This is a genomic window from Streptomyces asoensis (genome assembly GCF_013085465.1).
Taxonomy (GTDB): Bacteria; Actinomycetota; Actinomycetes; order Streptomycetales; family Streptomycetaceae; genus Streptomyces; species Streptomyces cacaoi_A.
Map to the genome: position 1 here is coordinate 4,332,351 of NZ_CP049838.1, position 20,866 is coordinate 4,353,216.

Here is a 20,866-nt window from a genome sequence, read left to right on the forward strand (position 1 = left end):
GACCCCGTTAGGTCCCGACCCCCGTTAGGTCCCGACCCCGTCGGGTCCCGACCCCGTCGGGCCCTAGTCGACCGTGCGGCCGGTGAGTGCGCTCAGGCTGTTGCGTACGTGGTCCATGTGCGCCTGTACGTCGTCCCGGCGTTCGCCGTGCTCCCGCAGCACCCGCTCCGTCTCGCGGACGACGCGCTCCTCTCTGGCGCTCGCCTCGGTGAGAAGCTCGGCGGCACGCGCGTGTGCCTCCTCCTGACAGAGGCGGGCCGACTCCTCGGCCTCCGCGAACGCCTGCTCGGCCTCGGACAGCGCAGCCTCGGCGCGGGCCACCGACCGGGCGTGCCGTGCGTCGAGGGCCGCGGCCCGCTCGGCCTCCTCGCGCTCCGCCGCGGCCCACCGCTCGGCGTGCTCCTTCTCCTGCTCGGCGAGCATGCCGGCGGTGCGCTGCCGCACCTCGCGCAGGGCGGCCAGCGCCTCGCCTCGATACTCCTTGACCTCGCGCCGGGTGCCGATGCGGAGCTCGTCGGCCTCGGCGCGGGCCGCGAGCAACCGCTGGCGGGCGCGTTCCTCGGCTTCCGCGCGCAGCGCGTCCGCCTCCTCCTGCGCCGCGCGGCGCACATCGAGGGCGCACGTCTCGGTGTAGGCGACGTGCTCTCGCGCTTCGCTCCGCGCGTCGTCGCGGACCGCCGCCGCCTCTTCCAGCCCGAGCTGGAGAATGCGCCGTGCGCGCTCCCCGAGGGAGTCGTACGTCTGCGGCGCGAGCCGTGTCACCACCTCGCGCAACTGCTCGGCCTCCGCCTCCATCTCCCGGGCCAGCACCGTGAGCCGGGCGGCACGTTCCCACGCGGCATCCCGGTCGGCGCAGAGGGCGGCGGTGTACGCCTCGACCTGTTCCGGGCGGTAGCCGCGGCCGCGAACGGTCACGAACCCCGGCGGTGACACCGATGCGCTGCTCATCCTGAAACCCCTCGCCACCCGACGGACACGACATGATGATTTCGCGCATATCTTGATGGATCGGGCGCAAGTGTTCATAACGCGACACTCCGCGCACAGGTCACGGCCAACCCCGAACGCAAAGGGGCCGGACCCGATCATCCGACCGGGCCCGGCCCCTTCCGTCCTGCTCGTCCTCGTCCTCGTACTCGTACTCGTACTCGTACGAGGATCCGCGCGTCCTTACGAGGCGCGGCGACCGCTCGTCACAGCAGTCCGTCCCACATCTGTTCCAGCAGCACCGACCACCAGCTCTCGGGCGAACCGAGCGCCGCCGGGTCGAGCGAGGCCAACTGGGCCTGGAAATCGACGGTCCAGCGACCCGCCTGCTCCTGGTTCAGGCCGAACCGCAGCCGCCACATCCGCCCGAGCAGTGCCAGGCAGCGCGCGAACTCCGGCAGCCCGGTGTTCACGAACTGCGGCGGTACGGGCGCACCGCCCGGCCCCGCCTCCACCGGCACGGCGACGATGTTCGCCGTGCCGTACTGCACACAGATCGCCTTGCCGAAGTCACTGCCCATGACGAGGTACGAGCCCGCGTCCGGCGCCGGCTGCACGCCCCGTTCGGCCGCCAGCTCCGCCAGCGTCGGCACCGGCCGGCCCGGCTGGGCCTGCGCCCAGAAGAACGGCCCCATGTCCGCCGGCAGACCCGCCACCACCAGGGTGTGCGCCACGACCGGCGGCACGCCCTGCCGGGACACCGCGGCCTGCTCGAAGCGGAACACCGCCGGCCCGAACACCGCGGCCAGCTCCTGCCCGATCGCCTCCGGCGGAAGCGGCGGCGCGGCCTGCACCGGCGGCAACGGGGCACGAACGGGCGCCGGACGCGCCGGTCCGTCCGCCACCTGGTGCAACTCGCCCTGGTGCGCGAGCAACTGCTGCATGCCCTGCTGCCGGCTCGCGTGATCCGTACCGTACGGCGCGATGCTCGTGATCCGCGCCTGCGGCCACTGCTCCCGCATCATCCGCGCGCAGTAGGCGCCCGGCAGCTCGCACGACTCCAGCTCCGTGTGCAGCTCCAGCACCTGGTCCGGAGGCACGTTCATCGCCCGCAGCTCGTGGAAGATCTGCCACTCGGGGTGCGGGGTCCCCGGCGCCGAACGCCGGATCAGCTGCTGCTCCGAGCCGTCCTGCGCACGGAAGCGCAGCACGGCCTGATAACCCGGGCCGACCGTCGGCAGCCCCTGCTGCTGCGGATATCCGTACGCGGGCGGCTGCCCGGGCACCGGCCCGCCCGGCGGCATCGGGGGCTGGGGGCCGCCGGGAGCCATACCGGGAGCGGCCGGAGCCATGCCCGGGGCACCCGGGAAACCGGGGCCCCCGGGGGCCTGCGGCGGCGGCGCGCCGGGGCCACCCGCCTGGGGCCCGGCCAACATGGTCTGCGCATGGTGAACGACACCAGGCGCACCAGGGGCGCCCGGGAAACCAGGAGCACCCGGAGCCTGCGGTGCACCGGGGGCTCCCGGAGCGGCCTGCGCGCCGGGCATACCCGGAACACCCGGAGCGCCTGGAACACCAGGCGCGCCAGGCGCATGGGGTGCACCCGGGGCGCCGGGCGGCTGCGGCGCGCCCGGTCCCATCCGACCGGGGTCGGCAAGCATCGTCGCGGCATGGTGAACGCCGCCGGGAGGCGTACCCCCGGGCGGGTTCGGCCCGGCGGGCGCGCTCGGCGCACCGGGCACACCAGGCGCACCGGGAGGCTGTGGCGCACCCCCCGCACCCGGACCCCCCGGACCGGCCGGACCCGCAGACCCGTCCGGGCCCAGGGCCGACACAAGCTGCGTAGGCACATAGCCGCCCGCCGGGGTACCGGGCGCACCCGGGCCGGAAGGCGGAGGCGGAGGCGTGTTCCCCGGTCGCGCACCCGGCGTTCCCGGCGCACTCGGCGGAGGCGGCGGCTGCGCCCCTCCACCACGGTTGCGACGCGGAGGCGGCGCGGCCTTGCTGGTCGCGGCGTCCGCGATGTCACCGGCGTTCGGCGCGAGCGGCCGCGCGGGCGTACCCGGACCGGCCGGAGGCGGCGTACCCGGCCCACCCGCCGAAGACGAAGACGGGGACGAAGACGGAGCCCCCGGACCACCCGGACCACCCGGACCACCCGGCGCGCCCGCGCCCGGCCCCTGTGGGTAGCCGTACGACGAACCGGCCGGACCTGACGGCGGAGTCGGCGGGGTCGGAGGAGTCGGAGAGGCCGGTGTGTTCCCGGCCGCGTCCACGCGACCCGGCCCCACGCCACCCGCCCCCGGAGTGTCGAGCGCGGGCGCGACCGCAGTCCGCGGAAGCTGGCTGCCGCCCGAGATCAGCGCCGTCTTGGCGTCCGGCGCGGACGCCGGCGGCACCGCCTCGTCGTCGGAGCCGCTCAGCGGCGGCGCGAACACGGTCGCGGGCAGCGACACGGAACGGTCGTCACCGGCGTCGGCGTTGGTGTCCGTCCCCGCCCACGGCGTCGCCCCGACGGGAGCGGCAGGCGCCGACGGCCCACCGGGACCCGAACCCGTGGGCACACCCGCCTGTGTCTCGGGCAGCCCGCCCCCCGGCACCCCACCCTGGGTCCGGGGAAGCGAGGGATCACCGCCCCCGGGCGCCCCAGGCGCCCCGACCGGGGCAGCACCGGCCGAGCCGCCCGCACCCGAACCGGCACCAGACCCCGCACCCGCACCCGCATGCGAGGCAGCCCCCGGCGCCGAAGAAGCCGCGCCGTTCCCGGAACCAGCCCCGGTGCCGGCACCGGAGCCGGCCTCCCGCCGATCCGCGATCCCCAGCTTGTCCGCCGCCTCCTGGAGCCACTCCGGCGGCGACAACAGGAACGACGTCTGATTCAGATCCACCCGTGCCGCAGGCGCCGGCACCGCATCGGCGGGGGCGTCCGTGCGGCCGTACTCCTCCTCGTACCGGCGGATCACCTCGCCCACCGGCACCGAGGGCCACAACGTGGCCTCCCCGCTGTCCCGGGCGATCACCAGCCGCTGCGCGCCGCCGTCCGAACGCGGCCCCTCCGCGCGGTCCTCGGCCCACACCACGAACCCGAGCTCGAACTCCCGCACCCGCACCTCACGGTGCTGATACGCCGGCACATCCCCGTTGATCCACTGTTCGGCGCGCTCCTGCGCCTGCGCGAACGTCACCATCGTCCAGCTCACTCCCCCACCGAAGACACGGCCGCCGCCGGCACCGCACGCGCGAACCCGCCGTCCACCATCAGATTGGCCACCGTCTCCAACTCCGGCGGATTACCGGCCAGCCTCGACAGGAAGACGTCGAAGTCCTCACCGCACGGCAGCAACAGCCGCTCCATGCGCTCCGCGGGCGACCACGCCGGATCCACGTCCCGGACATCGTCGTACGCGCAGAACCACACCGAACCGGCCCGCTCGCCCCGCACCTTCACGGCGAGCAACCCGCCCTGCACGAACGCGACGCCCAGATAGTCCTTCGTCAGATGGTCACGCAGGCACTTGTTCACGTACACGAGGTCATTGACCGCTGCCTCGTCGCGCACCGTGAAGAACGGCTGGTCCACCAGCAGCCCCAGCTCCGCGTCCAGGGCGGCGCCCACCGGCGCACAACCGCCGGCCGCCTTCACGAACGACCGGTACGCCCCCGGCAGCCGATACCCCAGGTCCTCCTCGACGCCCTGGACCTGCTGCTCCGTCACCGCCACACCCGACTTCGGCAGCCCGAAGTGCGCCGGACGCGTCTCCTGAAGCGGCCGCGTCCCCCGCTTCGCGTGGTCCACCACCGCCGACGACACGCCGCCGTGATGCCGCAGCAGCGCCTTCACCTCGACCGGAACCAACTCCAGCCGCCGCGAACCGACGACGTGGTGCCACGTCCAGCCGTGCGGCGTCGCCACGCTCGACACCGTGTCCCACAGCTCGTGTCCCGACGCCGCCAGCACCGCGTTCGCCGACACGTAGTCCGTCAGCCGCAGCTCGTCCACGCCGAAGCCCTCCGGCGGTTCCGCGATCTCCGCGGCCGCCCGCGCATACGGCGAGAAGTCGGGGTAGCCCCGCTCGTCCATCCGCACGCCCCTCGGGTGCCGTGCCGCCCGGACCGGATCCGGGAAATGCACGACCTGCCCGGCATAGGCCGCGTTCGGCGGCGCGGCTTGCTGCCCGAGCCGACCTGTCGTCATGGCGGTTGCCCCCTGCGGCACTCTGTACGGCCCGCAGCGGCCGGTTCCGCTTCCGGATCCACCCACCACGCCCCGTATCGACTGTCTCCAACAATCTCCAACGCGCGTCAACCGCGCGCCGACGGTGCCGACAGCCTATGCGGTACGACGACAGCGGTCACCGGCCCTCCGCTTCCGTGACCTGCCGTCACCCCGCCGTGACAGCCCGCCCAAACCCGGGCGTGTCGAACCGCCCCAGCTTCCGCACCCGCCACGCCATTTGGCACTCTGTGACGTCCGGGGGGATGCACGGGAGGGGAAAACGATCATGAACGCGACACAGACGGGGTCTCACACCGGCAGGTCGGACGACCTGTACACCGGCAACACGGCCGCTCACGACGCCGGCCGGACCGGCGACCCGCGCACCGGCCCGTCCGGAGACCCCCGCATCGGCTGGTCCGCCACCGAGGCCCCGCACGCGCCCGTCCTGCGCCACCGCAGGGACGGCATACTCCCCACCGTCGCCGCCGCCCTCTCCGTCCGCGGCGCCACCCTCACCAGCACCGCCGCCCGCGCCGACCAGCCCCCGCCCCTGCACCCCCTCGTCCAGGACTTCCTGGACACCCTCACCAGCACGCAACGCGACCGCTTCACCGGACGCTGTGCCGAGGCGCTCCTCATCTCGCGGCACCTCACCGCCGCCGACGCCGCCCGCAGCAGACGCGCCGCCCGCCGCCCCATGACCAACGGCGAAGCGCGCAAAACCCTCAGACAGGCCAAACTCACCACCCGCCGCATCCGCGAGGACGGCGACCCTCTGCACGGCAGCTTCGCCGCTCCCTGCCGCGCCTGCACCGCGCTCAGCGCCCACTTCGGCGTCCGCATCGTCGACCCGTCGACCGCGGGCGACTGAACCGCACCCCTACCGCCACCCCCCGCGCAGGACGACACACAGGACGACACACCGGCCCCACCGGGCCACGCACCACCAGCTCGACGAACGAAGGGCCGATGCACCCCGACCGCACTTCCACCACACGCTTCCCCGTCCCCGTCGACGCCGCGCTGCGCGCCGCCGGCTGGCAACCCGGACGCTGGGACATCAAGCAGGCCGAGATCTGGGCCGACACCCTGCGCGAACACACCTCACCCGCAGGCCACCGGCACGCCGTCTTCCCCGCCGCCGTCGAGGCCTGGGCCGAATTCGGCGGCCTGACCATCGCCCCCACCGGCCCCGGCCGCCAGGTCGCGCCCACCACCGTCCACCTCGACCCCCTCCACGGCCTCCACCTCGCCCGCACGCTCGCCGACCTCGGCCGCGCCCTGGACACCGACGTCGCCCCGCTCGGCACCGAGACCGACACCCAGGGCATCCTCGCCATCGACGCCGAAGGCCGCGTCTACGCCCTCGACCACACCGGCGACTGGTACCTCGGCCCCGACATCGACCAAGCCCTCGGCGCCCTCGCCTCCGGCATCGAACCCGTCCGCCTCACGGCCGGCTGACCGGCCGACGCGGGCCCCCGAGGGCTACGACGCCGGTATCACCGCCGACACCCGGAAACCCCCCGCCTCCGTCGGCCCCGACACGAACACGCCGCCCAGCGCCACCACCCGCTCCTTCATCCCCACCAGCCCGTTGCCCCCCGAGGGGAACCCCGCCGACAACGCCGACACCTCCGGCGGCGGCCCGTTCTCCACCTGCATCGCGATCTCCCCCTCCCGATGCGCCAGGCGCACATGCGTCTTGGCGCCCGCCGCGTGCTTGTGGACGTTGGTCAGCGCCTCCTGCACCACCCGGTACGCCGTCTGCTCCACCTCCGCCGCATACGCCCGCACCTCCCCCTCCACAAGGAGCTCCACGACCATCCCGGCGGCCGCCGACTGCCCCACCAGCTCGTCGAGCTCGGACAGACACGGCCCCTCGCCCTCCTCCACCACCACCGCGGCGGCCACCCCCACCGCCACCACCGACACCGACGCCGAACGCTCCGTCGGACCACCGCTGCGCAGCACCCCGAGCATCTCCCGCAACTCGGTCAACGCCTGCCGCCCCATGTCACCCACGAGGGCCGCGTTCCGCACCGCCTTCTCGGGGTCCTTCCGCGCCACGGCCTGCAACGCCGCGGCATGGACGACCATCAGACTCACGCGATGCGCGACCACGTCGTGCATCTCCCGCGCGATCCGGGTCCGCTCCTCGCCACGCGCCCACTCCGCCCGCTCCTCCGCCCGCTCCGCGAGCAACTGCAACTCCCGCTCGAGGCTGTCCGCCCGCTCCCGCAGGCTCTCCATGAGCCGCCGCCGGGCGCCGACATACATCCCGAGCAGCAGCGGCGGGGCGGTGAGCCCCAGCGAGGTCGTGATGGCGGCGAACGGGATGAACCAGTCACCGATGGTCAGACGGCCCTGGTCCATGCTCTGCCGCACCCGCACGAACGTCACGATCAACGTCCCCACCAGCTGCATCCCCGCGAGCGAGGCGATGATCCGGCGGGGCAGCTCGGAGGCGGCGAGCGTGTACAGCCCCACGATGCCCATCAGGTAGCCCATCTGAGCCGGTGTGATCGCGATCGACACCAGCACCACCGCGATGGGCCACTTCCGCCGTACCACCAGGACCGACCCGGCGAGCAGTCCGAACACCACCCCCGCCGCCGACGGGATCCCGGCATCCCGCGCGAACGGGATCCCCTCCACCGCGCACTCCACGGCGGACACGAGCCCCAGGCTCCAGTCGAACGCCGCGCTCCGCCATCTGGTCCACCACCACGGCCCTCCCGGGGCCGCCGTGTCCTCTTCCCCCGTCGTGGTCATGTCTCCAGCCTACGGGCGCAACCCCTGGCTTTTCCGGCGACTTTCCCCGACCGGTCGACACCACACTCCGTAACCGAACAGCATCGAAACCCACCGGTATCCCTCGAACTGCCGAAGCGCACCTGTTCGAGGGCGGAACCGACGATTCCACCCTGGGTGACGCCGGGGCCCGCGGGCTCCGCCAACCTCGGCGAGGGGCACCACGGTTGCCCTCCGGCGACCGTGCTCCGGAGCACCGACCTACACCGTCGCATCGAGGGCTGATGGTGCGGCATAGTAGGAGGCGCCACCCGACGGCCTGACTGAATGTCCGGTTTCGGTCGTCATCATTCCCCCGTGGTGTAATTGGCAGCACCGTGGCTTTTGGTGCCATTTGTCCGGGTTCGAGTCCTGGCGGGGGAGCCGTACCGGGTTCGGGCCCTGACAGTGCTGTCAGGGCCCGCTCTCATGTCCCCAAAGAAACGCCCCGGTATCCTTCGGATGTCCCACCCCACTCCACAGCCGAAGGGCAACTTCCGTGAGCGCCATTCGCCCGGCAGCCGTCGTCGTTCTCGCAGCGGGTGAGGGCACCCGTATGAAGTCCGCCATACCGAAGGTCCTGCACGAGATCAGCGGCCGCTCCCTCGTGGGTCATGTGCTGGCCGCGGCCCGTGAGTTGGACCCCGAGAACCTGGTCGTCGTCGTCGGGCACGCACGGGAGAAGGTCACGGCGCATCTCGCCGAGGTCGACGCCAGTGTGCGCACCGCCGTCCAGGAGGAGCAGAACGGCACCGGACACGCCGTCCGGACGGGGCTCGAGCAGCTCGGTGGCGGCGTAGACGGCACGGTGGTCGTCGTCTGCGGCGACACCCCGCTGCTCACCGGCGCGACCCTCGCGGAGCTCGCCGCCACCCACCACGCGGACGGGAACGCCGTCACCGTCCTCACCGCCGAGGTGCCGGACGCGACCGGCTACGGGCGGATCGTCCGGGACGGCGCCTCCGGTACCGTCACAGCGATCGTCGAGCACAAGGACGCGAACGACGCGGTGCGCGCGATCCGTGAGATCAACTCCGGGGTCTTCGCGTTCGACGGGGCGCTGCTCGCCGACGCGCTGAAGAAGGTCCGCACGGACAACAGCCAGGGCGAGGAGTACCTGACCGACGTCCTCGGGATCCTCCGGGAGGCCGGTCACCGGGTCGGCGCGTCCGTCGCCGCCGATCACCGGGAGATCGCCGGCATCAACAACAGGGTGCAGCTCAGCGAGGCCCGCCGCATTCTCAACGACCGGCTGCTGACCGCCGCGATGCTGTCCGGCGTGACCGTCATCGACCCGGCGACGACCTGGATCGACGTCACCGTCACGTTCGAGCAGGACGCCGTCGTCCACCCCGGTACGCAGCTGCACGGCAGCACGCACCTCGGCGAGGGCGCCGAGGTCGGCCCCAACAGCCGGCTGAAGGACACCGAGGTCGGTGCGGGCGCCCGGGTCGACAACACCGTGTCCGACGGCGCCCGGATCGGTCCGGACGCGACCGTGGGGCCGTACGCGTACCTCCGTCCCGGCACCCGTCTCGGGGCGAAGGGCAAGATCGGCACGTACGTCGAGACCAAGAACGCCGCCATCGGCGAGGGGACGAAGGTTCCGCACCTCTCCTACGTCGGTGACGCGACGATCGGTGAGTACACCAACATCGGCGCGGCGAGCGTGTTCGTGAACTACGACGGACAGGACAAACACCACACCACCGTCGGGTCGCACTGCCGTACGGGTTCGGACAACATGTTTGTGGCTCCTGTCACGGTCGGGGACGGCTCGTACACCGCTGCCGGGTCCGTGATCACGAAGGACGTGCCGCCCGGCTCGCTGGCCGTGGCCCGTGGTCAGCAGCGGAATATCGAGGGTTGGGTGGCCCGTAAGCGCCCGGGCAGCGCGGCGGCGAAGGCGGCCGAGACGGCCTCCCGCCAGGCGGAAAGCGAAAGCTGACCGGAAACAGGCGCGTCGGACACGGCGTACCGTGATAAATGCACACCCGCACCCCACCAGCTGAGACGGCCCCGTCGCGCCCAGCGGCGAGGTCTCTCGACACCCAGCTGAGACACCTCTGAGGAGACAGTGCTGTGACCGGGATCAAGACGACCGGCGAGAAGAAGATGATGTTCTTCTCCGGCCGCGCCCACCCCGAGCTTGCCGAGGAGGTCGCCCACCAGCTGGGTGTCGGGGTCGTCCCGACGAAGGCCTTCGATTTCGCCAATGGTGAGATCTACGTCCGCTACCAGGAGTCGGCGCGAGGTGCGGACTGCTTCCTGATCCAGAGCCACACGGCTCCGATCAACAAGTGGATCATGGAGCAGCTGATCATGATCGACGCGCTGAAGCGCGCGTCGGCCCGCTCGATCACCGTCATCGTGCCGTTCTACGGCTATGCCCGGCAGGACAAGAAGCACCGCGGTCGTGAGCCGATCTCGGCCCGTCTGATCGCGGACATGATGAAGACGGCGGGCGCGCACCGGATCCTCACCGTGGACCTCCACACGGACCAGATCCAGGGCTTCTTCGACGGCCCGGTGGACCACCTCTTCGCGCTGCCGCTGCTCGCCGACTACGTGGGCAGCAAGGTGGACCGCGACAAGCTCACGGTCGTGTCCCCGGACGCCGGCCGGGTGCGGGTGGCGGACCGCTGGTGCGACCGTCTTGGCGCGCCGCTGGCGATCGTGCACAAGCGGCGCGACAAGGACGTGGCGAACCAGGTGACCGTCCACGAGGTCGTGGGCGAGGTCAAGGGCCGGGTCTGTGTGCTCGTCGACGACATGATCGACACGGGCGGCACGATCTGCGCCGCCGCGGACGCGCTGTTCGCGCACGGTGCGGAGGACGTCATCGTGACGGCGACGCACGGTGTGCTGTCGGGTCCGGCGGCCGACCGCCTGAAGAACTCGAAGGTCAGCGAGTTCATCTTCACCAACACCCTGCCGACGCCGGGTGAGCTCGAGGTGGACAAGATCACGGTGCTGTCGATCGCGCCGACGATCGCGAACGCGGTGCGCGAGGTGTTCGAGGACGGTTCGGTGACGAGCCTCTTCGACGAGCAGTGACGTTCCTCGTCTAGATCGATTTCCTGTACGGCCTTCCCGCCGCGTAAACTGCCACAGTTGCTCGGCGAGGGAGGCCGTACACGTGTGTGTACGGCGGTCCGTTATCGACGCGCTCTTCGTAGCAGGCCGATGGTTTGGCCGGGTGACCACCTTTCCCCAGATCTACGAGGAGTGAACATGGCCGAGGTCAAGCTCGCAGCCGAGACCCGCACCGAGTTCGGCAAGGGCGCCGCCCGCCGTATCCGCCGTGACAGCAAGGTTCCCGCCGTGGTCTACGGCCACGGTGCCGACCCCGTGCACATCACGCTGCCGGGCCACGAGCTCCAGCTCGCGCTGCGCACCCCGAACGTCCTGCTCAGCCTCGAGATCGACGGCAAGACCCAGCTGGCCATCCCGAAGGCCGTGCAGCGTGACGCGATCAAGGGCTTCCTGGACCACGTCGACCTGCTCCTCGTGAAGCGTGGCGAGAAGGTCAACGTCGAGGTCTACGTCCACACCGAGGGCGAGCTGGCCCCGGGTGCCTACCTGCTCGAGCACGTGCTGAGCACGCTGAACGTCGAGGCCGAGGCCACGCACATCCCCGAGTCGGTCACCGTCTCCATCGCGGGCCTCGAGGCCGGCGCCGCCATCCTCGCCAAGGACATCCCGCTGCCCAAGGGCACCACGCTGGCGACCGACGAGGACGCGGTCGTCCTCCAGGTCCTGGCCGCCCAGGCGGAGGAGGCCCCGGCGGAGTCCGCCGAGGCCGAGGGCACCGAGGCCTGATTTCCCGGCACCTCATCCCGTCGGCCGCCGCTCCCCTCGGGGAGCGGCGGCCTGCGCGTATCAAGGAGACATGGACGTGACGACCGACGCCAATGCCCCCTGGCTGATCGTGGGTCTCGGCAATCCCGGCCCCGAGTACGCCATGAACCGGCACAACGTCGGTTTCATGGTGGCCGATCTGCTGGCCGAGCGGATCGGGGGGAGGTTCAAGCGCGCGGGCAAGGCGCAGGCCCAGGTCGTCGAGGGGCGGCTGGGTCCGCCGGGTACGGGCAGCCGGCGGGTGGTGCTGGCGAAGCCGATGTCGTTCATGAACGTGTCGGGCGGGCCGGTGAACGCGTTGCGGGACTTCTACAAGGTGCCGGTGGCGAACATCGTCGCGGTGCACGACGAGCTGGACATCGACTACGGCGTGCTGCGGCTGAAGCTCGGTGGTGGGGACAACGGGCACAACGGTCTGAAGTCGATGACGAAGGTGATGGGCGCGGACTATCACCGGGTGCGGTTCGGGATCGGGCGGCCGCCGGGGCGGATGCAGGTGGCGGACTTCGTGCTGAAGGACTTCTCCTCGGCCGAGCGCAAGGAGCTGGACTACTTCGTGGACCGCGCGGCGGACGCGGCGGCGGCCCTGGTGCTGGAAGGGCTGGAGCGGGCGCAAAGCACGTACAACTCCTGACTTGTCACCCACCCAGGTTGACGGGCCGTTCAGGCATGGCCAATGATCCCGGCCATGCCTGCCACCGCAGCCTCGTCCCACCGCCGCCGGGGTCACTCCCGCAAGAGCTCGGCCAAGAGCCCGGCCGGAGGCGCGGTCCCGGCCAAGGGCTCCGCCAAGGGTTCGGCCAAGAGCCCGGCCAAGGGCTCCGCCAGGAGCTCGGCTTCGGGGACCGCGTTGCGGTTCGGGCGGCTCGTGGCGATGGGTGCGGTCGCCGTGCTCATCCTGTTGGCGGGGGTGTGGGGTTCCTGGGGGTCCGCGCAGCACGTGATGCTGACGAAGGGCCGGGAGCAGGGCACGGTCGAGGTGACGCGGTGCGGTGAGGACACGTGTGCGGGGCCGTACACGCCGCTGTCCGCCGGGTCGACGGCACGCGCGCGCGTGGAGATCGAGAAGTCGGTGGCGGTGCGCAAGGGCGGGATCTACACCGTGGTGATCAAGCCGGGCAGTGACGAGGTGGTGCGGTCCGGTCCGGCCGGGGTCCTGTACGCGTGGGTGCCGTTGGGCGGGGCGCTGCTGCTGGCGTCGGTGGTGGTCGCGGGTGGTCTGGGGCGGGTGCGGGTGGGTTGGGTGCTGGCGGGGTCGGGCGTCGCGTTGCTGACGGCGGCGTTCCTCGCGGTGTGAGTGAGCGGCGTGCGTACGCGCACGAAGAGGCGCCCCGGTCCGCACGGACCGGGGCGCCTCTTCGTGCTGGGTGTGCGGGTCAGCCGGTGTTGCGCAGGCCCGCGGCGACGCCGTTGACGGTGAGGAGCAGGGCGCGGGCGAGGAGCGGGTCGGGCTCGGCTCCCGCGGCCGCGGCGTCACGCTGGCGCTTGAGCAGGGTGACCTGGAGGTAGGAGATGGGGTCCAGGTAGGCGTCGCGGATGGTGAAGGTCTGCTTGAGCACCGGGGTGGCGTCGAGCAGTTCCGGTTCGCCGGTGATCTTCAGTACCTCGGCGACGGTCAGGGCGTGTTCGGCCTTGATCCGGTCGAAGACGTGCTTGAGGTCGTCGGGGACGAGGGTGTCGACGTAGTGCTGGGCGATGCGCAGATCGGTCTTCGCGAGGGTCATCTCGACGTTGGAGATGAAGTTCTGGAAGAAGTGCCACTGTTCGCGCATCTCGTCCAGGACGGTGTCGAGGCCGGCGTCGCGCAGCGCCTTGAGCCCGGAGCCGACGCCGAACCAGCCGGGGACGATCTGGCGGGACTGGGTCCAGCCGAACACCCACGGGATGGCGCGCAGGCCGTCGAGCCCGGCACCGGAGTCGGGCCTGCGGGACGGGCGCGATCCGAGGTGCAGGTCGGCGAGCTGGTCGACCGGGGTGGAGGCGAAGAAGTAGGGCGGGAGGTCGGGGTCCTCGACGAGGGCGCGGTAGGCGTCGTGGGCGGCGTCCGAGACGACGTCCATGGCGGCGTCCCAGCGGGCGAGGGCCTCGTCGGACTGGCGGGGGGCGGTGTGCAGGGCGGAGGCCTGGAGAGTCGCGGCGACCGTCAGTTCCAGGTTCTCCCTGGCCAGGGAGGGGATGAGGTACTTGTCGGAGATGACCTCGCCCTGTTCGGTGACCTTGATCTCGCCCTCCAGGGTGCCCCAGGGCTGGGCGAGGATGGCGTCGTGGGAGGGGCCGCCGCCGCGGCCGACGGTGCCGCCGCGGCCGTGGAACAGCCTCAGCCGGACGCCGTAGCGGTGGGCGACGTCACGCAGCCGGCGCTGGGCGCGGTGGATCTCCCACTGGCTGGTGGTGATGCCGCCGAACTTGGAGGAGTCCGAGTAGCCGAGCATGACCTCCTGGACGTCTCCGCGCAGCGCGACCAGGCGCCGGTAGGAGGGGTCGGAGAGCATGTCCTCGAGGATGGTGTCGGCGGCCTTCAGCTCGTCCGTGGTCTCCAGGAGCGGCACGATGCCGATCTTCGCCCAGCCGGCGTGCAGGTCGACGAGACCGGCCTCGCGGGCCAGCACCGCCGCCGCGAACACGTCGTCGGCGCCCTGGCACATGGAGATGATGTACGACTCGATGACCTCGGGTCCGAAGACGGCGAGGGCCCGCTTGACCGTCCCGAAGACACCGAGGGTCTTCTCGCCGGCGGCGTCGACGGGCGCCGGGGTGGGGGCGAGCGGCCGGCGGGAGCGCAGTTCCTTGGCGAGGAGCTTCGTGCGGTACTCGCGGGGCATGTCGGCGTAGCGCCAGGACTCCTCGCCGAGGCGGTCGAAGAGCTGACCGAGGGCGTGGTGGTGGGCGTCGGCGTGCTCACGGACGTCCATGGTGGCGAGCTGGAGGCCGAACGCGGCGAGGGTGCGGATGGTGCGGTTCATCCGGCCGTCGGCGAACAGCCCGCCGCGGTGCTCGCGCAGGGACGTCTGGATGAGGGTGAGGTCCGCGAGGAGCTCGCTGGTGCCGAGGTAGTCGCGCCCGGTCTCGTGGGGGATGCCCTTGGCGAGGCGCAGCTTGGTGTTCTCGAGCTTCTGCCGGATGCAGGTGGCCTTGAGGCGGTAGGGCTCTTCGGCGTTGAGTCGCTTGTAGCGGGGGCTGATCTCGGGCAGCCGTTCGAGGTCGCCCTTCAGCGACTCCAGGAGTTCCTCGGTGGCACCGGTGTAGCGGATGGAGTTGGAGAGGAAGCCGCGGAGCTCGTCGATCATCTCCAGCGCGTCGTTGATGCCGTGTTCGTGCTGGAGGATGAGGACGTCCCAGGTCACCTGGGGGGTGACGTTGGGGTTGCCGTCGCGGTCGCCGCCGATCCAGGTGCCGAAGGTGAGCGGGCGGGTGTTCTCGGGGAGCTTGACGCCGACCCGCTCCAGTTCGGCGGTGAGGTCCTCCAGGACGTCGCCGACGGCGCCCGCGTGGAGTTCGTCGAGGTAGTAGATGGCGTTGCGGGCCTCGTCGGCGGGCTCGGGGCGTACGACCCGGAGCTCGTCGGTCTGCCAGACGAGGTCGATGTTCTCGGCCAGGCGGGTGTCGTAGCGGCGGCGGTCGGCCTCGATGACGGGGGTCTCGAGGAGCGCGGCGATGCGCCGGAGCTTGTTGAGTACCGACCGGCGCGCGGCTTCGGTGGGATGCGCCGTGAACACGGGGCGAACGTTGAGGTGGCGGACCGTCTGCTGGACGTGCTCGGGGTCGACGTCCTTGAGGCGGTCGGCGGTGCGGGCGAGCAGGCCGCCCTCGGCGGCACGGCGCTCGCGCAGTTCGCGGCCGCGGTGGACCTGCTCGGTGACGTTGGCGAGGTGGAAGTAGGTGGAGAAGGCGCGGACCAGCTTCGCCGCGGTCTCCAGTTCGATGCCACGCAGCAGTTCGGCGGCGGCTTCGCCGTCCTCGCGGGTGAGGCGGCGGACCTTCTCGACCAGGTCGAGGAGCTCCGGACCCTCCTGCCGGACGAGGGTCTCGCCGAGGAGATCACCCAGTCGGCGGATGTCGGCGCGCAGCTCGGTGCTGGTCGTTGTGGTGGCCTGGCCAAGGTCGTCGGCACTGCTCACAGGTGCGGCTCCTTGCAGTGTTGAAGCTCGTCCGGGAGGGAACCCGGACTCCGGCCCCGCGGCGGGCGTCGCATAGGGGCCGGACATCCGGGAAGAAAACAGAGCGGACCGCGCTGTCCGACTGTCTCCAAGGATAGGTGTCCATGGGGACGCGCAGGTTGGCGGGCTCTTGCCGCCGGCCAGGGCACTGCCATACTTACGATGCCGTAGGTTACGGAACCGTAGGGAGCGTGGCATTGGTTCGCTGCATGACCTTCCGCGGTGTGCGGGACAACGGCACCTCCCTCAATCCAAGACCCCCCAGGGGACGCGCATGACCACAGGCAGCTCCAACGTGATCGATGACCCTTTGAAGGCGCCCGACGGTACCCCCACGCCCTCCGCCACGCTCGGTGGCGAGCAGAAGCGTTCGATCGAGCAGATCATGCTGCTGATCTTCATCGTCGTTCCGTTCCTGGCGGTGCTGGCAGCGGTGCCGCTGGCGTGGGGCTGGGGGGTGAGCTGGCTGGACCTCGGTCTGCTGGTCTTCATGTACTTCCTCGGTTGCCACGGCATCACGATCGGTTTCCACCGCTACTTCACGCACGGTTCGTTCAAGGCCAAGCGGCCGCTGCGGATCGCGTTGGCGGTCATGGGGTCGATGGCGGTGGAGGGCCCGCTCGTGCGCTGGGTGGCCGATCACCGCAAGCACCACAAGTTCTCCGACGCGGACGGCGACCCGCATTCGCCGTGGCGGTTCGGCGAGACGCTCCCGGCCCTGATGAAGGGCCTGTGGTGGGCCCACATCGCATGGATGTTCGACGAGGAGCAGACCTCGCAGGAGAAGTACGCGCCGGATCTGATCAAGGACCCGGCGATCCGCGCGATCTCCCGGCAGTTCGTCTACTGGACGATCCTGTCGCTGGCGCTGCCGCCGCTGGTGGGCGGACTGGTGACGATGTCCTGGTGGGGCGCGTTCACGGCGTTCTTCTGGGGCTCGCTGGTGCGGGTGGCGATGCTGCACCACGTGACGTGGTCGATCAACTCGATCTGCCACGCGGTGGGCAAGCGCCCCTTCAAGTCGCGGGACCGCTCCGGCAACGTCTGGTGGCTGGCGATCCTGTCCTGCGGCGAGTCCTGGCACAACCTGCACCACGCGGACCCGACCTCGGCGCGGCACGGCGTGATGCGCGGCCAGCTGGACTCCTCGGCGCGGTTCATCCGGTGGTTCGAGATGCTCGGGTGGGCCTACGACGTGCGCTGGCCGTCACGCTCGCGTATCGATTCGCGTCGTAACACGGGTGAGGACGGTTCCCGACGGGGGAAGGCCACCGCCGAGGCGGCATGATTGACGGCGTGGCGACCGATCCCAGCAGCACCCCCAGTAACGAAGCGAAGCCGCGGCGCGCCCGGCGCACCCGTATGACGGGTGCGGAAAGGCGCCAGCAGCTGCTCGAGATCGGTCGCACCCTGTTCGCGGCGAAGGGTTTCGAGGGCACCTCGGTGGAGGAGATCGCGGCGAAGGCCGGGGTCTCCAAGCCGGTGGTGTACGAGCACTTCGGCGGCAAGGAGGGGCTCTACGCGGTCGTGGTGGACCGGGAGATGCGCCGGCTGCTGGACATGGTCACGTCCTCGCTGACGGCGGGCCACCCCCGTGAGCTGCTCGAACAGGCGGCGTTCGCGCTCCTCGACTACATCGAGGAGTACACGGACGGGTTCCGGATCCTGGTCCGGGACTCCCCCATCCCCCAGTCGACCGGGTCGTTCGCGTCCCTGATCTCCGATATCGCGACCCAGGTGGAGGACATCCTGGGCCGCGAGTTCAAGAGCCGCGGCTTCGACCCGAAACTGGCCCCGCTGTACGCCCAGGCCCTGGTCGGCATGGTCGCCCTGACCGGCCAGTGGTGGCTGGACGTACGCCGCCCGAAGAAGGCGGAGGTGGCGGCCCACCTGGTGAACCTGTCCTGGCACGGGCTGGACGGGCTGGAGGCCAAGCCGCACCTGATAGGACGCCGGAAGGCCTGACCGGCGCCGACGCCGTACACCCACTACGCGGGACACATGCGGGCGGGGCCCCGACCTTCGTGGTCGGGGCCCCGCCCGCATGTGTGCCGTCGGCGCCGCGGCGCATCAGTGCCACGTCACGCCCGCCTCGTCACGCCCTCAGTGCTTGAAGACGTCCTTGGTCTTCTCCTTGGCCTGACGGGCGTCGCCCTTCGCCTGCTCGGCACGCCCCTCGGCCTCCATCCGCTCGTTGCCCACGGTGCGGCCGATCGCTTCCTTCGCCTTGCCCTTGGCCTGTTCCATCTTCGCCTTGGACTTCTGCTCGCCTGCCACTGTCCATCACTCCCAGTCAGGTCTGCGTGTGGTCTCAACACTGCGAGTGACCCGTCCGGAGCCCCTCAAACCTCGCTGACAGGCTCCAGGAACTCCAGCCGGTTGCCGACGGGGTCCCGGGCGTAGAAGCGGCGGTGGCCCGGCAGGTCCGCGTCCCAGGTGACCGGTGTGCCGTGGGCCTCCAGCCGGGCGGCGTACGCGTCGATGCCGGTGACCCGCAGCCCGGGGTGGGCCTTCGCGGACGCTCTGAAGCCTGTCTCGATCCCCAGGTGCAGGTGTACGGCTCCCGCCCGGAACCAGCATCCTCCCTTCGCCGCGAGCACCGGCGGCTTGGGGATCTCGGTCATGCCGAGGGTGCCGGTGTAGAAGCGGCGCAGCAGGTCCTCGGAGCCGGGCGGGGCGGCGAGCTGCACATGGTCGACGGCGGCCAGCACGTCAGGCCCCCTTCACGGCCACCGCGAACAGGCGGCGGAACGGCAGGACGGTGCCGTACTCCGCGCTCGGGTAGGCCTCGCGGAGCAGGTCGCGGTATTCGGCGACGAAGGCGTCGCGGGCCTCGGGGTCGTCGGCGAGGGCGTCGAGGGCGGGGCGCAGGCCGGTGCCCTTGACCCAGTCGAGTACGGGGTCGTCGCCCTGGAGCACATGGAGGTAGGTGGTCGTCCAGACATCGGTGGCGCAGCCGAGACGGGCCAGCCGGTCGAGGTAGACGCCGGGGGCGTGGACGGAGTCCTCGTGGCGCAGGACATGACCGAGGCGGCCCTTCCAGCGGACGCTGTTGCCGAGCTCGCGCATGAGGGCGTGCAGGGGCGCGTCGATGTTGTGGGGGACCTGGAAGGCGAAGGTGCCGCCGGGGGCGAGGCCGTCCAGCCAGCCGGCGAAGGCGTCGAGGTGGCCGGGCACCCACTGGAGGGCGGCGTTCGAGACGAGCAGGTCGTACGTCTCCTGCGGCGCCCAGGTGGCGAGGTCGGCGTGGGCGAAGTCGAGGCGCGCGCCCGCGTGCGCGGCCGCGTCGGCGAGCATCTGCGGCGAGTTGTCGTAGCCGGTGACGCGGGCGGTGGTCCAGCGGTCGGCGAGGACGGCGGTGAGGTTGCCGGGGCCGCAGCCGAGGTCGGCGATGCGCGGCGGGTCGCCGGGCAGGCCGGGGACGCGGGCGAGGAGGTCGCCGAAGGGCCGGGCGCGGTGGCCCGCGTGACGCAGGTACTGGGCGGGGTCCCAGGAGGGGTTGGTCGTCATGTCTGGTTACTTTCCCCCCTCATTTATCTTGATGTCAAGAGACTCGACATCAAGAGACTTCACGTCGACACAACCACTACACTGATCGTCATGGAGGACGAGGTCGATCGGCTGGTCGCAGCGTGGCGCCGGGAGCGCCCGGACCTCGACGTGGAGCCGCTGGAAGTACTCAGCCGGGTGAGCAGACTGGCCCGGCACCTGGACCGCGCACGCCGTCTGGCGTTCTCCGAGCACCAGCTGGAGCCCTGGGAGTTCGACGTCCTGACGGCGCTCCGGCGCGCGGGGGCGCCCTACCAGCTCTCGCCGGGCCAACTGCTGACGCAGACGCTGGTGACCTCGGGCACGATGACGAACCGTATCGACCGGCTCGCGAAGAAGGGCCTGGTGGAGCGACTGCCGGACCCGAGCGACCGCCGGGGCGTACTCGTCCGCCTCACCGACGACGGCAAGGACCGCGCCGACCAGGCCCTCGCCGGCCTGCTCGACCAGGAACGAGCGATCCTGGCCGAGCTCTCGCACGCCCAGCGCGGCGAACTGGCGAGCCTGCTACGCCAGCTGACCGCCCCGTTCGACAACATCCCCGGCTAGGTCCACGGGTCCCACGCCCGCCCTCCGTGCGAGGGCGACAGCGGCGAGGGTGGAGTGCACGCCCAGCTTGCCGAGGACGTTCTGCATATGGGTGCGGACGGTGTGCGGGGAGAGGAACAGCCGGTCGGCGACCGCCTTCCTGCCCAGTCCGGCGACCATGCAGCGCAGCACTTCCCGCTCCCTCGGGGTGAGCGACTCGACGAGCCGCTCGCTCTCGGTGCGGTGCTTGCGGGCGGCCGTCAACTCCCGCAGGACGCCCGTGAGGAGCGCGGGCGGGAGGTGCGTCTCCTCGCGCAGCACGCCCCGGATGACGGTCAGCAGACGGGACAGCGAGCAGTCCTTCGCCACCCAGCCGGACGCCCCGGCCTGAAGGGCGAGGGCCGCGCGGCGTGGATCGTCCTTCTCGGCGAGGACGACGATCCGGACATGGGGCTGCGTGGCCCGGACCCCCACGACCAGCGAGATCCCGTCGACCAGCCCGTCCTCCCCCACCTCCTGCACGGGCACGGCAGGCCGTATGCCCGGCAGCGCGGCGCCCAGGTCGGCGTCGACGAGCAGCACGTCGTACCGGCGCCCCTCGGCGGCCGCGCGCTCCAGGCTGCGCAGTGCCGCCGGGCCGCTGCCGGCCGCGGACACGTCGACGTCGGGCTCGGCGGCCAGTGCCGCGGCGAGCGACTCGGCGAAGATACGGTGGTCGTCGACGACCAGTACACGAATGCGAACCACGAAACCCCCTCCCCCAAGCTCCTTGACAGAGCAGGGGATACCCCAAGGTCCGGAGACGGAGAACGACGACCAAGCGGATACGACG

Annotated in this window: 20 protein-coding genes and 1 tRNA gene; 12 read left to right on the top strand and 9 right to left on the bottom strand. The window is 71.5% G+C overall.

Annotation, left to right across the window (positions count from 1 at the left end; genetic code table 11):
- Positions 1-63 precede the first annotated feature (63 nt).
- Entirely contained in the window at positions 64-948 is an 885-nt protein-coding gene (locus tag G9272_RS19225; protein WP_171397731.1) for a cellulose-binding protein, read from the bottom strand.
- 245 nt (positions 949-1,193) lie between these two features.
- A complete protein-coding gene (locus G9272_RS19230; RefSeq protein WP_253268216.1) occupies positions 1,194-3,749 on the bottom strand; it encodes an SUKH-4 family immunity protein in 2,556 nt (851 codons plus the stop codon).
- Positions 3,750-3,855: 106 nt separating this feature from the next.
- Here G9272_RS19230 and G9272_RS45320 point away from each other — a divergent pair, with 106 nt between their 5' ends.
- Positions 3,856-4,050, top strand: a complete 195-nt coding sequence (locus G9272_RS45320; RefSeq protein ID WP_253267855.1) for a hypothetical protein — start codon at positions 3,856-3,858, stop codon at positions 4,048-4,050.
- Positions 4,051-4,123: 73 nt separating this feature from the next.
- Here the strand turns inward: G9272_RS45320 and G9272_RS19235 are convergent, their stop codons facing one another.
- The gene (locus G9272_RS19235; RefSeq protein ID WP_171397732.1) at positions 4,124-5,122 is read right to left on the bottom strand and encodes an SMI1/KNR4 family protein; all 999 of its coding nucleotides are present in this window, start codon (positions 5,120-5,122) and stop codon (positions 4,124-4,126) included.
- A gap of 307 nt (positions 5,123-5,429) precedes the next feature.
- Between G9272_RS19235 and G9272_RS19240 the strand changes: the two genes are divergently transcribed.
- Positions 5,430-6,017, top strand: coding sequence for a YwqJ-related putative deaminase (locus G9272_RS19240; RefSeq protein ID WP_171397733.1), 588 nt, complete (start codon positions 5,430-5,432; stop codon positions 6,015-6,017).
- 98 nt (positions 6,018-6,115) lie between these two features.
- Complete coding sequence (locus tag G9272_RS19245) at positions 6,116-6,610, top strand: SUKH-3 domain-containing protein (protein WP_171397734.1); 495 nt, start codon at positions 6,116-6,118, stop codon at positions 6,608-6,610.
- Between the two features lie 24 nt (positions 6,611-6,634).
- Here the strand turns inward: G9272_RS19245 and G9272_RS19250 are convergent, their stop codons facing one another.
- Positions 6,635-7,921, bottom strand: a complete 1,287-nt coding sequence (locus tag G9272_RS19250; RefSeq protein ID WP_171397735.1) for a sensor histidine kinase — start codon at positions 7,919-7,921, stop codon at positions 6,635-6,637.
- Between the two features lie 330 nt (positions 7,922-8,251).
- On the opposite strand from G9272_RS19250, the gene G9272_RS19255 reads away from it, so the two are divergent.
- From G9272_RS19255 to G9272_RS19280, 6 genes are all read left to right on the top strand, one after another.
- Positions 8,252-8,323 (top strand) — tRNA-Gln (locus G9272_RS19255).
- A 115-nt stretch (positions 8,324-8,438) separates the two neighbouring features.
- Complete coding sequence (glmU, locus tag G9272_RS19260) at positions 8,439-9,887, top strand: bifunctional UDP-N-acetylglucosamine diphosphorylase/glucosamine-1-phosphate N-acetyltransferase GlmU (protein WP_171397736.1); 1,449 nt, start codon at positions 8,439-8,441, stop codon at positions 9,885-9,887.
- A gap of 134 nt (positions 9,888-10,021) precedes the next feature.
- Positions 10,022-10,996 carry a ribose-phosphate diphosphokinase gene (locus tag G9272_RS19265; RefSeq protein WP_020128448.1) on the top strand — a complete coding sequence of 325 codons (975 nt, stop codon included), beginning with the start codon at positions 10,022-10,024 and terminating at the stop codon, positions 10,994-10,996.
- 177 nt (positions 10,997-11,173) lie between these two features.
- Positions 11,174-11,761, top strand: coding sequence for a 50S ribosomal protein L25/general stress protein Ctc (locus G9272_RS19270; protein WP_054244131.1), 588 nt, complete (start codon positions 11,174-11,176; stop codon positions 11,759-11,761).
- A 70-nt stretch (positions 11,762-11,831) separates the two neighbouring features.
- Complete coding sequence (gene pth / locus G9272_RS19275; RefSeq protein ID WP_171397737.1) at positions 11,832-12,434, top strand: aminoacyl-tRNA hydrolase; 603 nt, start codon at positions 11,832-11,834, stop codon at positions 12,432-12,434.
- Positions 12,435-12,488: 54 nt separating this feature from the next.
- Positions 12,489-13,097, top strand: a complete 609-nt coding sequence (locus G9272_RS19280) for a hypothetical protein (RefSeq protein WP_253267856.1) — start codon at positions 12,489-12,491, stop codon at positions 13,095-13,097.
- Positions 13,098-13,176: 79 nt separating this feature from the next.
- Here the strand turns inward: G9272_RS19280 and ppc are convergent, their stop codons facing one another.
- The gene (gene ppc, locus G9272_RS19285) at positions 13,177-15,918 is read right to left on the bottom strand and encodes a phosphoenolpyruvate carboxylase (RefSeq protein WP_171397739.1); all 2,742 of its coding nucleotides are present in this window, start codon (positions 15,916-15,918) and stop codon (positions 13,177-13,179) included.
- Positions 15,919-16,231: 313 nt separating this feature from the next.
- Here ppc and G9272_RS19290 point away from each other — a divergent pair, with 313 nt between their 5' ends.
- Together G9272_RS19290 and G9272_RS19295 are read left to right on the top strand one after the other, a co-directional pair.
- Positions 16,232-17,245: an acyl-CoA desaturase gene (locus G9272_RS19290; RefSeq protein ID WP_171397740.1), complete on the top strand. Its 1,014-nt coding sequence runs from the start codon at positions 16,232-16,234 to the stop codon at positions 17,243-17,245.
- Positions 17,242-17,922, top strand: coding sequence for a TetR/AcrR family transcriptional regulator (locus tag G9272_RS19295; RefSeq protein WP_062645257.1), 681 nt, complete (start codon positions 17,242-17,244; stop codon positions 17,920-17,922). The genes G9272_RS19290 and G9272_RS19295 overlap by 4 nt, the downstream gene beginning before the upstream one ends.
- 138 nt (positions 17,923-18,060) lie before the next feature.
- On the opposite strand, the gene G9272_RS19300 is transcribed toward G9272_RS19295, so the two are convergent.
- The 3 genes from G9272_RS19300 to G9272_RS19310 form a co-directional block, all read right to left on the bottom strand.
- A complete protein-coding gene (locus tag G9272_RS19300; protein WP_171397741.1) occupies positions 18,061-18,234 on the bottom strand; it encodes a CsbD family protein in 174 nt (57 codons plus the stop codon).
- 65 nt (positions 18,235-18,299) lie between these two features.
- Entirely contained in the window at positions 18,300-18,668 is a 369-nt protein-coding gene (locus tag G9272_RS19305) for a VOC family protein (protein ID WP_171397742.1), read from the bottom strand.
- A gap of 1 nt (position 18,669) precedes the next feature.
- Positions 18,670-19,467 carry a trans-aconitate 2-methyltransferase gene (locus G9272_RS19310; protein WP_171397743.1) on the bottom strand — a complete coding sequence of 266 codons (798 nt, stop codon included), beginning with the start codon at positions 19,465-19,467 and terminating at the stop codon, positions 18,670-18,672.
- 90 nt (positions 19,468-19,557) lie between these two features.
- Between G9272_RS19310 and G9272_RS19315 the strand changes: the two genes are divergently transcribed.
- Positions 19,558-20,055 carry a MarR family winged helix-turn-helix transcriptional regulator gene (locus G9272_RS19315; protein ID WP_067251132.1) on the top strand — a complete coding sequence of 166 codons (498 nt, stop codon included), beginning with the start codon at positions 19,558-19,560 and terminating at the stop codon, positions 20,053-20,055.
- Here G9272_RS19315 and G9272_RS19320 read toward each other — a convergent pair.
- On the bottom strand, positions 20,014-20,781 hold the full coding sequence (locus tag G9272_RS19320; protein WP_171397744.1) for a LuxR C-terminal-related transcriptional regulator: 768 nt from the start codon (positions 20,779-20,781) through the stop codon (positions 20,014-20,016). The genes G9272_RS19315 and G9272_RS19320 overlap by 42 nt on opposite strands.
- Between the last annotated feature and the right edge of the window lie 85 nt (positions 20,782-20,866).